Source organism: Aquirufa sp. TARAVU-A1A (genome assembly GCF_054558675.1).
Genome location: NZ_JBPXKP010000005.1, coordinates 106,978 through 122,100 on the forward strand (window position 1 = coordinate 106,978; position 15,123 = coordinate 122,100).

Here is a 15,123-nt window from a genome sequence, read left to right on the forward strand (position 1 = left end):
GACTAACCCTCACGTTTAACTTGTTCACTCGTTTTGCCAAACCGACGCTCGCGCATCTGAAAATCAACGATTGCTTGATGCAAATTGACTTTTCTGAAATCTGGCCAAAACAACTCTTCAAAAATATACAACTCCGCATAGGCTAATTGCCATAGCATAAAATTACTAATTCGATGGTCCCCGCCTGTACGAATCATTAAATCAGGATCTGGCATTCCTGCTGTGGACAAATGAGCATTAATCACGTCAGCATTGACATCATTGGGCCCCATTTCACCAGCAGCTACCTTTTCTGCGATTTTTTTTGTCGCTTGTGTCAAATCCCATTTTCCCGAATAAGAAAGCGCCAAAACTAAGGTTAAACCCTTGTTATTTGCCGTTTGATCCATCGCTGATTGTAATTCTTTCTGCGAACTTTTCGGTAATGATTCCAAATCACCAATTGCCTTTAAGCGAATCTGATTCTTCATCATCCCTGGCAATTCATCATGAATGGCACTAACCAATAAGCTCATCAAAGCCTTTACTTCTGCTGCAGGACGATTCCAATTTTCCGTTGAAAATGCGTATAAAGTCAAGAACTTCACTCCAAGTTCCCCACAGCCTTCTATCGTCTCCCGAACAGCCGCAATAGCATGTCGGTGACCGAAAATGCGATCTTTAAACCCCTGCTGTTTTGCCCATCGTCCATTACCATCCATGATAACGGCAATGTGCGCCGGCAGATTGTTCACATCAATAGAATCTTTTATGTCTTGACTCACAACTAAATAAATACAACATACAAGAGACAAAGATAGATAATCCCTCCCCTTATTCAAAACTTTAATCCCTCGGACAATAAACAGAAATCAATGAATAGGTTATTGAAATCGAACTTTGTAAATATTGATCTGTTTTATTCAGTGTAAATAGCTGAGCTTGTTCGCCCCATGCCGTTTGTCCATCCAAAATATTGGTCAAGGACTTACTCGTTCCAAATTCCCATTGTAAACCCACACGATTACTTATTTGAGCCTTAACGCCTACCCCGAAAGGAATTGCCCATGCAAAAAATGTTTTGGGATCGGGAATATTTCCCTCAGGGCTAACGAATAGAAAACCTAATCCCCCATAAATAAAGGGCGTCCAATTTCGGACATTTCGATTCGCTTGATAATCTTTCAAATTATAATCCACGAGTCCCGAAAATTCGATCAACGGACTCGAAAAACTATTCGTGGAATATGAAATGCTCGGCAGGGCATAATTCGCTCCATTTCCATCCAAACCCGAAAAGGTCAATTTAGCTCGGTAAGCGAGTGACTGATCTGGTTGATAACGCAATTGAAAATTAACCGCTGTATTGACGGTCTTCAACTGAGACAAATGCGGCATCAAATGCCAATCTGATAAATCACCCTTGTACAACGTGCCTCCTAGCCCTGCAGACATTGTCCAGCGCTGGGCAAAAGTCACATGGCTTAATACCAAAAACAAGATTACACGAAAAAAACTTCTCATTGAATGGGCAGTGGAGGACAATCAACTTTATTTCGCAAATGGTAAATGATGCGAACCTGCGTTGTGAAATATTGGTCAGGACCTGTCGAAATTTTAGGTGCAGAAAGCGTTGGAGGAATTGGAATTCGACTAACCAACGTATTGGCAGCGAATGGCTCACCCGAGCGATCTGCATACAAAGACGATGGCAAAATCGCACTTCGATTGTCGGTCACATCATCCAAATAATCAGTCAAAGCAATTCGATAACCAAAATCAAACCCTACGTCCATGTAGTTAGAAATTCGGTAGCGGAATCCGACCCCAAATGGAATGGATACTCCCATGAGCGAATAGTCAACCCCCTCATTTTTATAATCCAATAAACTTCCATTACTGTCCGACAACCATGGACCCTGAACAGGATTTCCTCCCGAACCTAAACCAGCTTGTTTGCGGGCATCAGGGGAATGTAAAAATCCAGTCACACCTAAATAAACATAAGGGGAAACCGCATTACGCTTCAAATTATTCTCTGGATTTCCCCCGATTTCATACATACCCACGAGCGATAATTCTTTGATATCATTTCGAAAATGAAGATTTCGCTTAAAATTCGCATCCCAAGTCCCCACAGGAGAAAAGTAACTATCATCCCCTGCAATACGAATGTAATTCAACCCTAGATTTGCGCTAAAATTGGAAGATAAATGCCGAGTAAAATTCACACCTACATTCCACCGAGTTGTCTGCGCACCTACCGAAAATAAACCTGCGACTGGCACCAAATCCCCGATATAATGGGAAGAACCCGCACCAAAAGAGATCGATGTATGCTTTTTAAAAACAGGAAAAGGTGATTTCTTCCTGCCTTTTTGGCCTAAAAACCACATTTGCGCGTTTGAGTCTGTGTGAAACAGACCGACCAACAAGCAGATAAGAACGGCGAATCGAAACATAGAATATAATTTGCGTTTTAGCATCAACGAAAATTCAAAATGTTTGTTGTGCGAAATTCAAGTTTCGAAGATAACAATTTATCTATTGAATCACCAATTGGCGAGTCATTCGACCTCCCCGACTGGTACTTAAGCTCACTAAATAATGACCCGATGCATAGCCTTGCAAGTCTAGATTAACGGAATAAGATCCCACTTTACGTAAGCCCGAATCGATTAATTTCAGTTGACGCCCCTGCAAATCATACAATGCCAAGGAAATAGACGCCTCCTCAAATATTCCATATTGCAACAAGGTATAGCCGCTCGCCGGATTTGGCCATGGCGCGATTAGTTCCATCGTAATAGCCTCCGGAAGTGCATCAGGCGAATTTTTAAAGATAGGTAAACGCTCAAAGGTTGAATTGAAAATCTGCTGAGACCGAACATTATCCAATCCCAAATGATCCCGCAAAACCGTACTATATACCTGTCGGTAATCATAATTAAACTTCAAATCTCCATTGCTATCCAAGGCCTTCAAATTTGGATTTGCTCCTATCAAGCCTCCACGAACTGTTTTACCAATAAACATCATCGGTGCAGCAGTTCCATGATCCGTACCCGCAGTTCCGTTTTGATTCACTCGCCGACCGAATTCCGAGAAGGTCATGATGTTAATTCGATCGGATAAATTTTGATTATCCATGTCGATTTGAAAAGTCGTCACCGCTTCCGATATCGTTTTCCAAAGGTTAGCATGCTGAGTCAATTGATTCGCATGCGTATCAAAACCACCGATGTTCAACAGATAGACAGGCGTCTCCAATCCCCCCGAAATCAATTTTGATACGATGCCAAATTGCCTACCCAAATTTGATGTAGGATACGAAATCGTATTCTTCCCCTTGGTAGCTCCATCCCGGATAACTCCCGCATACTGTAACGATGCCGCGGCGATCTGCTTCAAAAAACCAAGTTCATCCCCAGCTAAGGTAGCAGGTGGTATATCGGAGTCTGAAGGTGTGCCACTGACCAATTGGTAAAACAAATTGGGATCTTCAAAAACGGTACTAAATCCACCTTGATCGGACTGAAAAAGCAATGATTCTACAGAACCCAATTGCACAGCCATGGGATGATTGGCCAAAGAAATTGGAAATTCGGGATATCGAGTCTTTAAAAAACGACCGGCCCAACCTTCTTCCAACACGGTCGAAGCATCAGATCCCGTATTCCAAATATCCGTCGCACGAAAGTGTGAACGGTTTGGATTTGGATAACCTATGTTTTGGGCAATGCTCATTTGCCCTTGATCGTATAATTTCTTTAAACCTACCGCAGATGGATGCAAGTACATGCCTTGATCTAATTTCAACGCATCTTCTTTTTTGATAGCAATGTTAGGACGAGCTGAAAAATACAAATCATCTTCAGCAGGAATTACCGTATTTAAGCCATCGTTACCGCCTGCCAACTGAATAATGATTAATATTTTCCCCGCCTCCACATTCGCCATATGCGCCGCAGGAATTTGGCCAAACGCCTTCCCTGTCACCGACCCTAAACCAAATCCAACCCCTCCCGAAAGAACGGCCATCTGCTGTAAAAACACTTTCCGATTTATCTGCTTTTTCATGGCCTAAGAGAGTTGGTATTCAGGTAAACGCATAATTGCTTTTAGCAAACGAACAATCCGAGCATCTGCCTGAGGAGTATAAGTTGACCAGTTTGCCGCCAATGTTCCGTCCAACAAAGTATCCAACAAAAACTGCCGTTTGGCCGCTGTCAAGGGGAATAAAATCAAGGAATCAATAACATCGTCAACTAACATGGCGGCCTTTTCACTATTCGCAAAAGTGCGAGCATAAGCAACCGCATCTAATTTTCCGGTGACCGCTGTTCCATTAAATCGCTTGCCGGTCAACAAAGAATCCGTAAATCCTCCCCGATAGGAATAGGTGGTCGAACTAATCCAATCACGCTGTCCGGGCCATCCAGCAACATTAGGTGGCTGAAATAATTGCATTTGCAAGATTTTGGCCATGTCATATAAATTGATCAAATCCGGCGATTTCACCTGAAGTGCTTTCAAGGAACCTACCATTAATTCTTGTGGATCTTTGATATGACTAGCCCGAAATGTCGTTTGATAAAAATGATCTGACAATAACATGAAACGCAATAAAGGTTTCATTTCGTAATTATTCGTCCGCAGCACTGTGGCCATTTGAGCAACAAAAGCCTCGTCTGGTTTATAGTAAATGAATGCTTTGTAGAGTTTCCGACAAATAAATTCCGCACAGGCCTTTTGCTCAAAGATTAAATCAATGAGCGTGTCCACCTTGAATGCTGCTGTTTTCCCGAAAATGGTTAAGGATGTTTCTTTGTACCAACGGGTTGGGTCAAATACAGACGTCAAACCTTTAACTTGCCAACCCGATAACACTTTGGCGGCTTGTTTGATATCATTTTCGGTGTAATTCCCGATTCCGAGGGTAAACAACTCCATCACTTCACGGGCATAATTTTCGTTGGGGCCTGTTCCCCGACTATTATTTCCGTCCAAATAAATGAGCATCGTAGGATCTATGCTGACTTCCTTAACCATTTGTTTAAAGTTGCCAAAGGCAAACTTGCGAAACAATTGATTTTGTTGGTACATATATTGCGGATAATTCACTTTGTCCCGTTCACAAGAAAAGTGGTTATGCCAAAAGAGAACCATCTTCTCTTGCATATTCAAGCCTTCCGAAAACATGCGATTATACCACCAATAGGTCAATTCACGATACCACGTTCCTGCATCGCCCGAATCTTGCTGGGATTGCGCAGGTACTGTATTCACCCAGGTATTCGGAGGGGCGGGCAAGACTCCATCGGCTAATAAAGCACGATCAACCAGATCTTCGAGGGAACCATAGCCCATGGCTTGCTGAAATTGATCTTTGGAGAAACCAAAGAGCGTACGGGCCAACAAATGTTTAGCATTCGGTGAGGTAAGCGAGGGCATTGTTATAGTAGAATAATGCCCTAAGGTAAATTGATTTTACCGATTATCAAAAAACTGATATTATTTATTCTTTAAATCGAATTTCAAGCGTCGTGTCAGGTTTCGCATAGCGCGTCACATGTACCTTCAAACTTCCTGACTCCTTTTTAATTCGTTGAGGAACAGCTACTTGTTCAAAGAACAATGAATCAGCCCGATATAAATCCAATTTCTTTCGCTTGCCTTCCTTTTCTACCACAACTAATAGATAATGAATCTCACTGCGATCACTGGCATCCGCATATTTTTTACGCAATACCCCATCGATTTCCATATCGCGTACTTCCGATTCAGAATCATACACCTTCTCCGCCCATAATTGCGGCAGGAACAATTGGCCTAACATCCCTAAACCCACCAATAAAAAAAGGTAGGTTGAGAAATTCTTCGAGCCACCTTGTCCAGAAGAACCACTGATCATATCGCCAAAAAGCGGCATCTTCAGTTTTTTCCGGGGTGCGCGACGCGGAGGAATTGGATATTCAGCCATAGGAATTCAACATTAAGCTACAAAACAAATGAATTTCGAATTCAAATCCGTAAAAATTTTGGATTAATTGTCGGAACATAGCAAGGATAAAAATTCAAATTGGTAAATTGCAAATTAAATTATCACCAAGCCTAGGTAGGCCCTATTTTACCATGTTTTCAATACTAAGCAAAAGCATTACAAAAATATTTGGCACGAAGTCGGAACGTGACATCAAAGCAATCATGCCGATTGTGGAAAAGATCAAGGAGGAATATGCTCGTTTGCATGAGATTTCGGATGATGCACTTCGTGGAAAGTCTTACGAATTCAAGCAACGAATCCAGGAATTTTTAGCTGATATCGATGCACAAATTGTCGCTCTGCGCGAACAAGGAAATGCGACCGAGGATATTGACGAGAAGGAAACATTCTTTCTTCAAATCGACAAATTAAACGAGGACCGTAACAAACAATTAGAAGTTGTTCTGATGGAAATTCTTCCGGAGGCATTTGCCGTTGTAAAGGAAACAGCCCGTCGTTTGACAGAAAACAAGAAATTAGTCGTTACCGCAACGGTTGAAGATAAATTCATCGCTGCCAAAAAGGCGAATGTCGTGATTGAAGGCGACAAAGCGATATGGCATAATCAATGGTTAGCCGCTGGCAACCAGATTACCTGGGACATGATCCACTACGACGTACAGTTGATCGGTGGTATCGTTTTACACCAAGGAAAGATTTCTGAAATGGGTACAGGGGAAGGAAAAACCTTGGTTTCTACCTTGCCTACTTATTTAAATGCCTTAGCAGGACGCGGCGTACACTTGGTAACCGTAAATGATTACCTAGCAAAACGTGACTCGGAATGGAATGCGCCTTTATTCGAATTCCATGGCTTGAAGGTAGATTGTATCGACAAGCATGAGCCGAATACCGAAGAGCGTCGCCAAGCTTATTTGGCAGACATTACCTACGGAACAAATAATGAATTTGGTTTTGATTATTTGCGTGACAACATGGCGCGCAGTTTGGAAGATCAGGTTCAACGTCCGCATCATTTTGCGATGGTGGATGAGGTTGACTCCGTGTTAATCGATGATGCCCGTACGCCATTAATTATCTCAGGCCCTATTCCTAAGGGAGATGAGCAGGAGTTTGAAGCGTTCCAACCCCGTGTTCATAAATTAGTTGAAGCTCAAAAACAGATCGTTCAAAACTTCTTGGTTGAGGCAAAAAAAGAAATTGCAGCAGGCAACAAAAAAGAAGGGGGTCTTGCCTTATTCCGCGCTTATCGTGGATTACCTAAATCAAAACCTTTGATTAAATTCTTGTCGGAAAACGGCATGAAGCAATTGATGCACGAAACGGAATCGATTTATTTGGCAGAGAACCAAAAATTGATGCCGCAGGCAGATGAGCCGTTATTGTTCACAATTGAAGAAAAGAACAATCAAGTAGAATTGACCGAGCAAGGTTTGGCATTCATGAGTGGAAACACCGAGAATCCCGACTTTTTCGTTTTGCCACACTTATCGATCGATTTAAATAAAATTGAAAAGAATAAGGACCTGTCGGACGCGGAGCGTTTGGCACAAAAAGAGCAATTGATTACAGAATACAATGAGAAGGCATCACGTATTCACACAGTTAATCAGTTGTTGAAAGCCTATACCCTATTCGAAAAAGATACCGAATACATCTTAGTGGAAGGCAAGGTTAAGATTGTCGACGAGCAAACAGGTCGTGTCATGGAAGGCCGCCGGTATTCCGACGGATTACACCAAGCAATTGAGGCCAAAGAAGGTGTGAACGTGGAAGATGCCTCACAAACTTATGCGACGATTACCTTGCAAAATTACTTCCGTATGTACCACAAATTAGGCGGTATGACGGGAACAGCGGAAACGGAAGCGGGTGAATTCTGGACGATTTACAAATTGGATGTGGTGTCGATTCCTACGAATCGTACGATCCAACGAAAAGACCATGAGGATAAAGTGTACCGCACAGTGCGTGAGAAATACAATGCCGTAGCCGAAGAAATTCAAGAATTGGTGGCAGCCGGCCGACCGGTATTGGTGGGTACGACTTCGGTAGAAAACTCGGAATTATTGAGTCGATTATTGAATATCCGTAAGATTCAACACAATGTCTTGAATGCCAAACAACACGCTAGAGAGGCCGAGATTGTGGCAGAAGCAGGTCAATCAGGCAAGGTAACCATTGCGACCAACATGGCTGGTCGTGGTACGGATATTAAATTGAGTCCGGAATCAAGGGCTGCGGGCGGTTTAGCGATCATCGGTACAGAGCGCCATGAATCTCGTCGGGTTGACCGCCAGTTGCGCGGTCGGGCGGGACGTCAAGGGGATGTGGGTTCATCACAGTTCTTTGTATCCTTGGAAGATAACTTGATGCGTTTGTTCGGTTCAGACCGTATCGCAAAAGTGATGGATCGTTTGGGCATGGAAGAAGGGGAAGTGATTCAACACTCGATGATTACGAATTCGATTGAGCGTGCGCAGAAGAAAGTAGAGGAAAACAATTTTGGTATTCGTAAGCGTTTATTGGAATACGATGACGTAATGAATTACCAACGAAATGCGATTTATAAGCGTCGGCAGAATGCATTATTAGGCGAACGTTTATCGTTGGACATCATCAACATCTTGTTTGATGTTTGTCAAGATATCACGACTAGCTACTCGAATTATGAGGAGCTTGAATTAAAAGTCATTGAATTATTAGGCATGGAGCCACCGTTTACGGCAGAGGAATTCAATCGTTTGGCCGTAGACAAGCGCACGGAACAATTGTTCTTAGCGGCGGAACTGCATTATAAGGCAAAGAATGAGACGATTGCCCAACAAGTCATTCAGGTTGCAGAAGAGGCGAAGCGCCAAGGATTCTCTGGCATTCAGGTTCCAATTTCGAATGGTCACATGGTGACAGGGGTTGTGGTGGATGCCGACAAAACGTTGGCGACACAAGGAAAAGAAGTAATCTCTGAGATGGAGAAATTCATCACATTGACACTGATTGACCAAGAGTGGAAAGAACATTTACGTGAAATGGATGACTTGAAGCAATCGGTACAAAATGCGGTGTTTGAACAGAAAGATCCATTATTGATTTACAAGTTTGAGGCGGTGAATTTATTCCAACGTTTTGTGGCGCGTGTGAATTCGGATACGATTAGCTTCGTGATCAAAGCAGAAATTCCTGCGGCACAATCGACGAATCAAACGGCACCTAAAGCACCGAAAGAGAAGGCACCCAAATTGCAAATGAGCAAGGATGAGGCATTATCTTCTTTATTAGGCGGATTAGCTGGCGCGCAAGAAGAGCCAGGCTACCATGATCCATCAGCAGGCCAAGCGGAGCGCGTAGCACCTCGTCAAGCCATCAAAATTGCGGATCGCAACCAACGCGTAACGGTACAATACCAAGATGGAAGCATTAAGGAAAACGTGAAGTACAAAGCAGTGGAAGCGGATGTGGAGAGTGGGAAAGCGGTGGTGGTGGAATAGACGTTAGACGTTAGACTTTAGACGTTGGACTTTGGACTTTAGACGTTGGTCGTTGGACGTTAGACGTTGGACGTTAGACTTTAGACGTTAGACGATGGAAGCATTTGTGTAGAGACGCGATACTTCGCGTCTTCTATACTTTGAACATTGGACGTTAGACGTTAGACGATGGCAGCATTTGTGTAGAGACGCGATACTTCGCGTCTTCTATACTTTGGACATTGGACGTTAGACGTTAGACGAAGGAAGCATATTAATTAAGGCGCGAAGAAATTCGCGTCTTTTTTCATTTAGAGCTCTCAATTTCACGCCCCAAGTAATTGATAAGCGAATTAATCATCTTGCCTATCTGATTAAGTTGATCTGTTAATATCGATTGTAATGCTTCTGATATATATTTCAAATGAACGGCGAGAATCAACATCGATTTCAGTTCACCCATTGAACCGAGAGCAATAGTAAGAAAGCGCTTAAATTCACGGTCAGATTTTCGATAAAACCCTTCAGCAATATTATTGGAAATGGAAACTGCCGCACGTTGAATTTGATTTCGAAAGCCGAAATCGTTCAATAAATTAAAATGCAAATAAATTACATTCGCAACAGAAATGGCTTGCTGCCAAACGAGCAAATCCTCAACTTTTCTTTCTTTTTTCTTCATGAACAAAGAAAGAATGAATTCAAATAATTTTGAGTATTAAAATTGATAAAGATTCAATTTTATCAAATTGATAATATTATTAGTCGTGAAGTATCGCATCCGTAAACAAATAATTCCAACGTCCAAAGTCTTTTAGACGCGAAGTATCGCGTCTCTACACAAATGCTTCCAATGTCTAACGACCAACGTCTAATGTCTAACGTCTAATAGACTACAATATCATCCGCATTCGCCACCTCCCTGCTTTCCGTAGCATTAACAAGCTCTGATATGGAATAACGGGCGCGCGCAACGGCGATCGGATTGTGTTGTGGGTCCAGCATTTCAACCACTTCGCCTTTTTCGAAATCACCAATGTACTCAAGTACGCCGACCGATAAAAGACTCTTCCGGTTTTGTATCGCTTTGACAGCCCCTTTGTCTAAAACGATTCTACCCGTAATGACGCTTCCGGAAGCTAACCATTTTTGTCGGGCAGATAAGGTTGCCGTTTGTGCATCAAAGACCGTTCCGATATTTTCATGCAAGGCGTCGATGATGCCATTCGCCTGATCTAATCCAAAAATCAAAACTTTGATTCCCATACGAGTTGCCAAACGCGTGAAGGTCAATTTGGAAATCATGCCGCCCAAACCTGTGCTAGAAGTATCCGTATTCACCACATCCAAAATAGATGCATTGATCTCTGCTACATGGCGAATGATTTGACCTTGCTCGTCGAGTAAGCCACCTACTGAAGTAGAAATCAATAATTTTTCAGCTCCAAAACCGGTAGCGATTAAGGTAGCCAATTCATCATTATCCGAAAACTTCAATTCCACATTACTCACGACGTCATTTTCATTCGCAATTGGAATGATGTCATTTCGCCAAAGCTCCTGATAGGTTTCCTTCAATTGCAGGAAAGATTCCCGTTTAGAAAAATGATGACGCTCGCAAAGGCTCTGCGCGATGGAGATGCCATATTTTTGGAAATAATGATTGTATTTGGCGATTAATAAAGGGTTCCCAACTGCGGCGGCAGCTTTGCGCTCCGACAAAGTTCCTTTATAATGTTTCAAAGAACCTTTACCCGCAGCAACGGCGCCACTCGATACTAAAACAATGGAATATTCACCTTGAAGACTTGCCACCTGTGCCGCAATTTTCTCGAGCGTCTGCTCATTCACTTCTCCATTAGCATGGGTGATAGACGATGAACCAAACTTAATAACGAGAATCGGCTTTGACATAATCGGTAAATTTGCTACAATTTAGCCCTTTCTGATGAAATTTAGGCTATTTACTCGGCAATTTAAATTCACAGGCTTGTTGCAAAGCTGCTTCCAACAATTTTTCATAGGCCGATCGCTTGATCTCAATGGCACCATAGCGCTGCACATTGTCATTCATGAATTGCGTATCTAACAAATTAAATTCATTGGCTCGCAATATCTCGATTAAATAATGAAAAGCGACTTTGGACGCATTGGAAACCTTCATAAACATCGATTCACCAAAAAATGCTGAAGCGAAATGTACGCCATAAAGCCCACCTACGAGTTCTCCATTTTCATACGCTTCCACCGAATGAGCGAAACCCATTTGATGTAATTCGACATAGGCTTGAATGAGTTCTTCCGATATCCAGGTCTCCTGCTCATACGCACGAGGTTCCCCACATGCCCGCATGACAGCTTCAAATGCCGTATCAATTCGTATTTCAAATTGGCCCCGATTAAGTATCGGTTTCAGGGATTTGGCAGGTTTATAGGTATCAATGGGAATGATTGCCCGAGGATCAGGGCGGTACCAATAGATCGTTCCATCCGCTTCGGCCATCGGGAAGACGCCCGAAGTATAGGCATAGATCAAGGCTTCAGCTGTTAAAGAATTATCATTTTCCATGAAATAATCAGGTGATTGTTGGGATTTCCCCGTTGAATTACTGAAATTTGCCCCCTATATCGAGACAAAATTAGCGTTTAATCACGCTGTTTATCAAGAACATGAAGATAAATAATTCAAACAGGTATGTAGTCACGTCGCTCCGACGACGAAGATTCATCTTCAGGGTATGATTCCCTTGCAAGATTGATTTACCTATTTGTTTCATTTATACTTGATTCCATTCATGAATTCATATACTGTTCAAATCGCTAGTCAAGCCCATTTTGACCTAGCGGAATCTATTTGCCACGAGATGGCAGAATCTGCCAAAGCACGTGGCACCGGTATCGCCAAACGTACGCCGGAATACCTACAAGAAAAAATGTCGGAAGGCAAAGCCATCATCGCTACCGATGATGTAACGGGCGAATTCGTGGGCTTTTGCTACATCGAAACCTGGCAACATGGCAAGTTTGTGGCCAACTCGGGTTTGATCGTTAAACCATCTTACCGACAATACGGTGTCGCAAAAGCAGTTAAATCAAAAGCATTTGAATTATCACGTACCCGTTTTCCGGATGCCAAAATCATTGGTATTACGACTTCACTCGCGGTGATGAAGATTAATTCGGATTTGGGCTATGAGCCTACGACATTTTCTGAATTACCGGTAGATGATAACTTTTGGAAAGGTTGCCAATCCTGCGTGAATTATGACATCTTAACCCGAACGGAACGCAAGATTTGTTTATGCACGGGGATGATTTACGACCCGGCACAAACAACGGTTAAACCGGAAAAAGACGACAAATGGATCTTTTTAAAGAACATTGCCGACTTCACCCAATTGAAAAAAATTAAAGAGAAATTATTAATGCCTTTCCACAAGAAAGGAAAATCCAAATAAATTATGAGCAAGCCGAAAGTAATACTCGCATTTAGTGGGGGATTAGATACATCATTTTGTGTAAAATACTTAACCGAAGAGCGCGGCATGGAAGTGCACTCAGCTTTGGTAGACACAGGTGGTTTTTCACCTGCGGAATTAAAGACGATTGAAGAAAAAGCCTATTCCCTAGGAGTAACTTCACACGTTACCTTAGATGTGGTGGAAGAATATTACCAAGATTGCATCAAGTATTTGGTCTTTGGAAACGTATTGAAAAATAATACTTACCCATTATCTGTTTCTGCTGAGCGTGTTTTCCAAGCAACTGCTGTTGCCAAATATGCAGCTAAATTAGGTGCCAAAGCGATCGCTCACGGTAGTACGGGTGCAGGCAATGACCAAGTTCGTTTCGATGTGGTATTCCGCATTTTGGCACCAGAATGTGAAGTAATTACCCCTATTCGCGACTTACAATTATCTCGTGAAGCGGAAATCGATTTCTTGAAATCAAAAGGAGTTGTACAAGAGTGGCACAAATCAACTTATTCGATCAATAAAGGTCTTTGGGGAACATCCGTAGGTGGCAAGGAAACGTTGACATCCGATGGTTATTTACCCGAAGAAGCATGGCCTACGCAGTTGACAGAAACGAAACCAAGCAAATTATCCTTGCAATTTGAATGTGGCCAGTTGGTGGGTATCGATGGCGAGAAATATGCAAGTTCGGTTGATGCCATTCGTGAATTGACTGCACGCGCGGGAGCTTATGCGATCGGCCGTGACATTCACGTGGGAGATACAATTATTGGTATCAAAGGCCGTGTGGGCTTTGAGGCTCCAGCTCCATTGATCATTATCAAGGCGCATCATTTATTAGAGAAACATGTGTTGACGAAACACCAATTGTATTGGAAACAAAACATAGGTGATATGTATGGCACTTTATTGCACGAAGGACAATTCTTGGATCCGATTATGCGGAATTTCGAGACCTTCTTAGCAGATACACAGGACAATGTTACAGGTACGGTTCATGTGGTTTTATCCCCTTATCAATTCCAGGTGACGGGTATCGAGTCGAAATTTGACTTGATGTCATCGGCATTTGGTGCCTATGGGGAAATGAACAAAGCATGGACGGGCGATGATGTGAGAGGATTCTCGAAAATCGTTTCGAACCAAACGATGATTCACCGGAAAGTAAACGAATCAAACTAATGGCAAAAATTGGAATCGTAGGCGCTGCGGGCTACACAGGTGGCGAATTGTTGCGCATCTTGGTGAATCACCCGGATGTTCAATTAACATGCATCATGTCCAATTCGCAAGCAGGCAAATTGGTTTCAGACGTGCATACGGATCTTTTGGGATCAACGAATGCACATTTTTGTGCAGATTTGAGCCCGGTAGATGTACTCTTCTTGTGTTCAGGACACGGCGAATCGAAGAAATTCTTAGCCGCGAATGAGATTCCTTGGCATACCAAAATCGTCGATTTGAGCACAGATTTCCGTGATGAGTCCGAAGGATTTGTCTACGGTTTAGCCGAATTCCAAAAGTCAAAAATCCAGTCGGCGAATAAAATCGCCAACCCAGGCTGTTTCGCTACTTCGATTGAATTGGCACTTTTACCTTTGGCACAAGCTGGTTTATTGAAAGCAGATGTACACGTTTCGGCGGTGACAGGTTCGACGGGAGCAGGCCAGGCGCTATCTTCCACGAGTCATTTCTCCTGGAGAAATAACAATGTGAGCATTTACAAAGCTTTTACTCATCAGCACCTGACGGAAATTGGAATGGTATTAGGAGCCAAATCTCCTGCACCGAAGGTAAATTTCATCCCCTACCGTGGAAACTTTTCACGCGGCATCATGGCCAATGTGTACACGGCATATGCGGGTACACAGGAAGAGGCGATTGAATTATATGAAAACTATTACCAAGATTCGCCTTTCGTATTTGTTAGTCCAAAGGCTGTCGATGTGAAGCAAGTGGTGAATACCAATAAATGTTTCTTGCATTTAGAAGTACATGATGGCCAATTGTTGATCAGCTCGGTCATTGACAACTTAATCAAAGGCGCATCTGGCCAAGCCGTTCAAAACATGAATTTGATGTTGGGCTGGCCTGAGACGGCGGGGTTAGGGTTGAAGGCGATAGGGTTTTAGGAGTGAAGAATGAAGAGAGTTGGACGTTAGGTTGTAGAGCCGCGATACTTCGCGTCTGTTAG

13 protein-coding genes are annotated in these 15,123 nt (G+C 42.8%); 4 read left to right on the top strand and 9 right to left on the bottom strand.

Features of this window, described 5'->3' with window-relative positions:
• Positions 1 to 2: 2 nt before the first annotated feature.
• From V7S75_RS08465 to V7S75_RS08490, 6 genes are all read right to left on the bottom strand, one after another.
• Entirely contained in the window at positions 3 to 752 is a 750-nt protein-coding gene (locus tag V7S75_RS08465; RefSeq protein WP_459513254.1) for an isoprenyl transferase, read from the bottom strand.
• A gap of 73 nt (positions 753 to 825) precedes the next feature.
• A complete protein-coding gene (locus V7S75_RS08470) occupies positions 826 to 1,503 on the bottom strand; it encodes a DUF6089 family protein (protein WP_459513058.1) in 678 nt (225 codons plus the stop codon).
• Positions 1,500 to 2,441, bottom strand: coding sequence for a hypothetical protein (locus V7S75_RS08475; RefSeq protein WP_459513060.1), 942 nt, complete (start codon positions 2,439 to 2,441; stop codon positions 1,500 to 1,502). The genes V7S75_RS08470 and V7S75_RS08475 overlap by 4 nt, the downstream gene beginning before the upstream one ends.
• Before the next feature lie 82 nt (positions 2,442 to 2,523).
• Positions 2,524 to 4,059 (bottom strand): DUF1501 domain-containing protein, encoded by a 1,536-nt coding sequence (locus tag V7S75_RS08480; protein WP_459513061.1) that lies wholly within the window; start codon positions 4,057 to 4,059, stop codon positions 2,524 to 2,526.
• A 3-nt stretch (positions 4,060 to 4,062) separates the two neighbouring features.
• Entirely contained in the window at positions 4,063 to 5,433 is a 1,371-nt protein-coding gene (locus tag V7S75_RS08485; protein ID WP_459513063.1) for a DUF1800 domain-containing protein, read from the bottom strand.
• Positions 5,434 to 5,497: 64 nt separating this feature from the next.
• Positions 5,498 to 5,962 carry a hypothetical protein gene (locus tag V7S75_RS08490; RefSeq protein WP_459513065.1) on the bottom strand — a complete coding sequence of 155 codons (465 nt, stop codon included), beginning with the start codon at positions 5,960 to 5,962 and terminating at the stop codon, positions 5,498 to 5,500.
• 152 nt (positions 5,963 to 6,114) lie between these two features.
• Between V7S75_RS08490 and secA the strand changes: the two genes are divergently transcribed.
• Entirely contained in the window at positions 6,115 to 9,474 is a 3,360-nt protein-coding gene (gene secA, locus V7S75_RS08495) for a preprotein translocase subunit SecA (RefSeq protein WP_459513067.1), read from the top strand.
• A 286-nt stretch (positions 9,475 to 9,760) separates the two neighbouring features.
• Here the strand turns inward: secA and V7S75_RS08500 are convergent, their stop codons facing one another.
• From V7S75_RS08500 to aat, 3 genes are all read right to left on the bottom strand, one after another.
• Positions 9,761 to 10,135, bottom strand: coding sequence for a four helix bundle protein (locus tag V7S75_RS08500; protein ID WP_459513069.1), 375 nt, complete (start codon positions 10,133 to 10,135; stop codon positions 9,761 to 9,763).
• 203 nt (positions 10,136 to 10,338) lie between these two features.
• Complete coding sequence (proB, locus tag V7S75_RS08505) at positions 10,339 to 11,367, bottom strand: glutamate 5-kinase (RefSeq protein ID WP_459513071.1); 1,029 nt, start codon at positions 11,365 to 11,367, stop codon at positions 10,339 to 10,341.
• Between the two features lie 46 nt (positions 11,368 to 11,413).
• Positions 11,414 to 12,022, bottom strand: coding sequence for a leucyl/phenylalanyl-tRNA--protein transferase (aat, locus tag V7S75_RS08510; protein WP_459513073.1), 609 nt, complete (start codon positions 12,020 to 12,022; stop codon positions 11,414 to 11,416).
• Positions 12,023 to 12,248: 226 nt separating this feature from the next.
• On the opposite strand from aat, the gene V7S75_RS08515 reads away from it, so the two are divergent.
• Genes V7S75_RS08515 through argC form a run of 3 tightly spaced genes read left to right on the top strand, consistent with a single transcriptional unit; the run spans position 12,249 to position 15,061 of the window.
• Entirely contained in the window at positions 12,249 to 12,911 is a 663-nt protein-coding gene (locus V7S75_RS08515) for a GNAT family N-acetyltransferase (protein WP_459513075.1), read from the top strand.
• 3 nt (positions 12,912 to 12,914) lie between these two features.
• Positions 12,915 to 14,111 (top strand): argininosuccinate synthase, encoded by a 1,197-nt coding sequence (locus V7S75_RS08520; protein ID WP_459513077.1) that lies wholly within the window; start codon positions 12,915 to 12,917, stop codon positions 14,109 to 14,111.
• Positions 14,111 to 15,061 carry an N-acetyl-gamma-glutamyl-phosphate reductase gene (argC, locus tag V7S75_RS08525; protein ID WP_459513079.1) on the top strand — a complete coding sequence of 317 codons (951 nt, stop codon included), beginning with the start codon at positions 14,111 to 14,113 and terminating at the stop codon, positions 15,059 to 15,061. Before V7S75_RS08520 ends, argC begins: the two co-directional genes overlap by 1 nt.
• Positions 15,062 to 15,123: the final 62 nt, after the last annotated feature.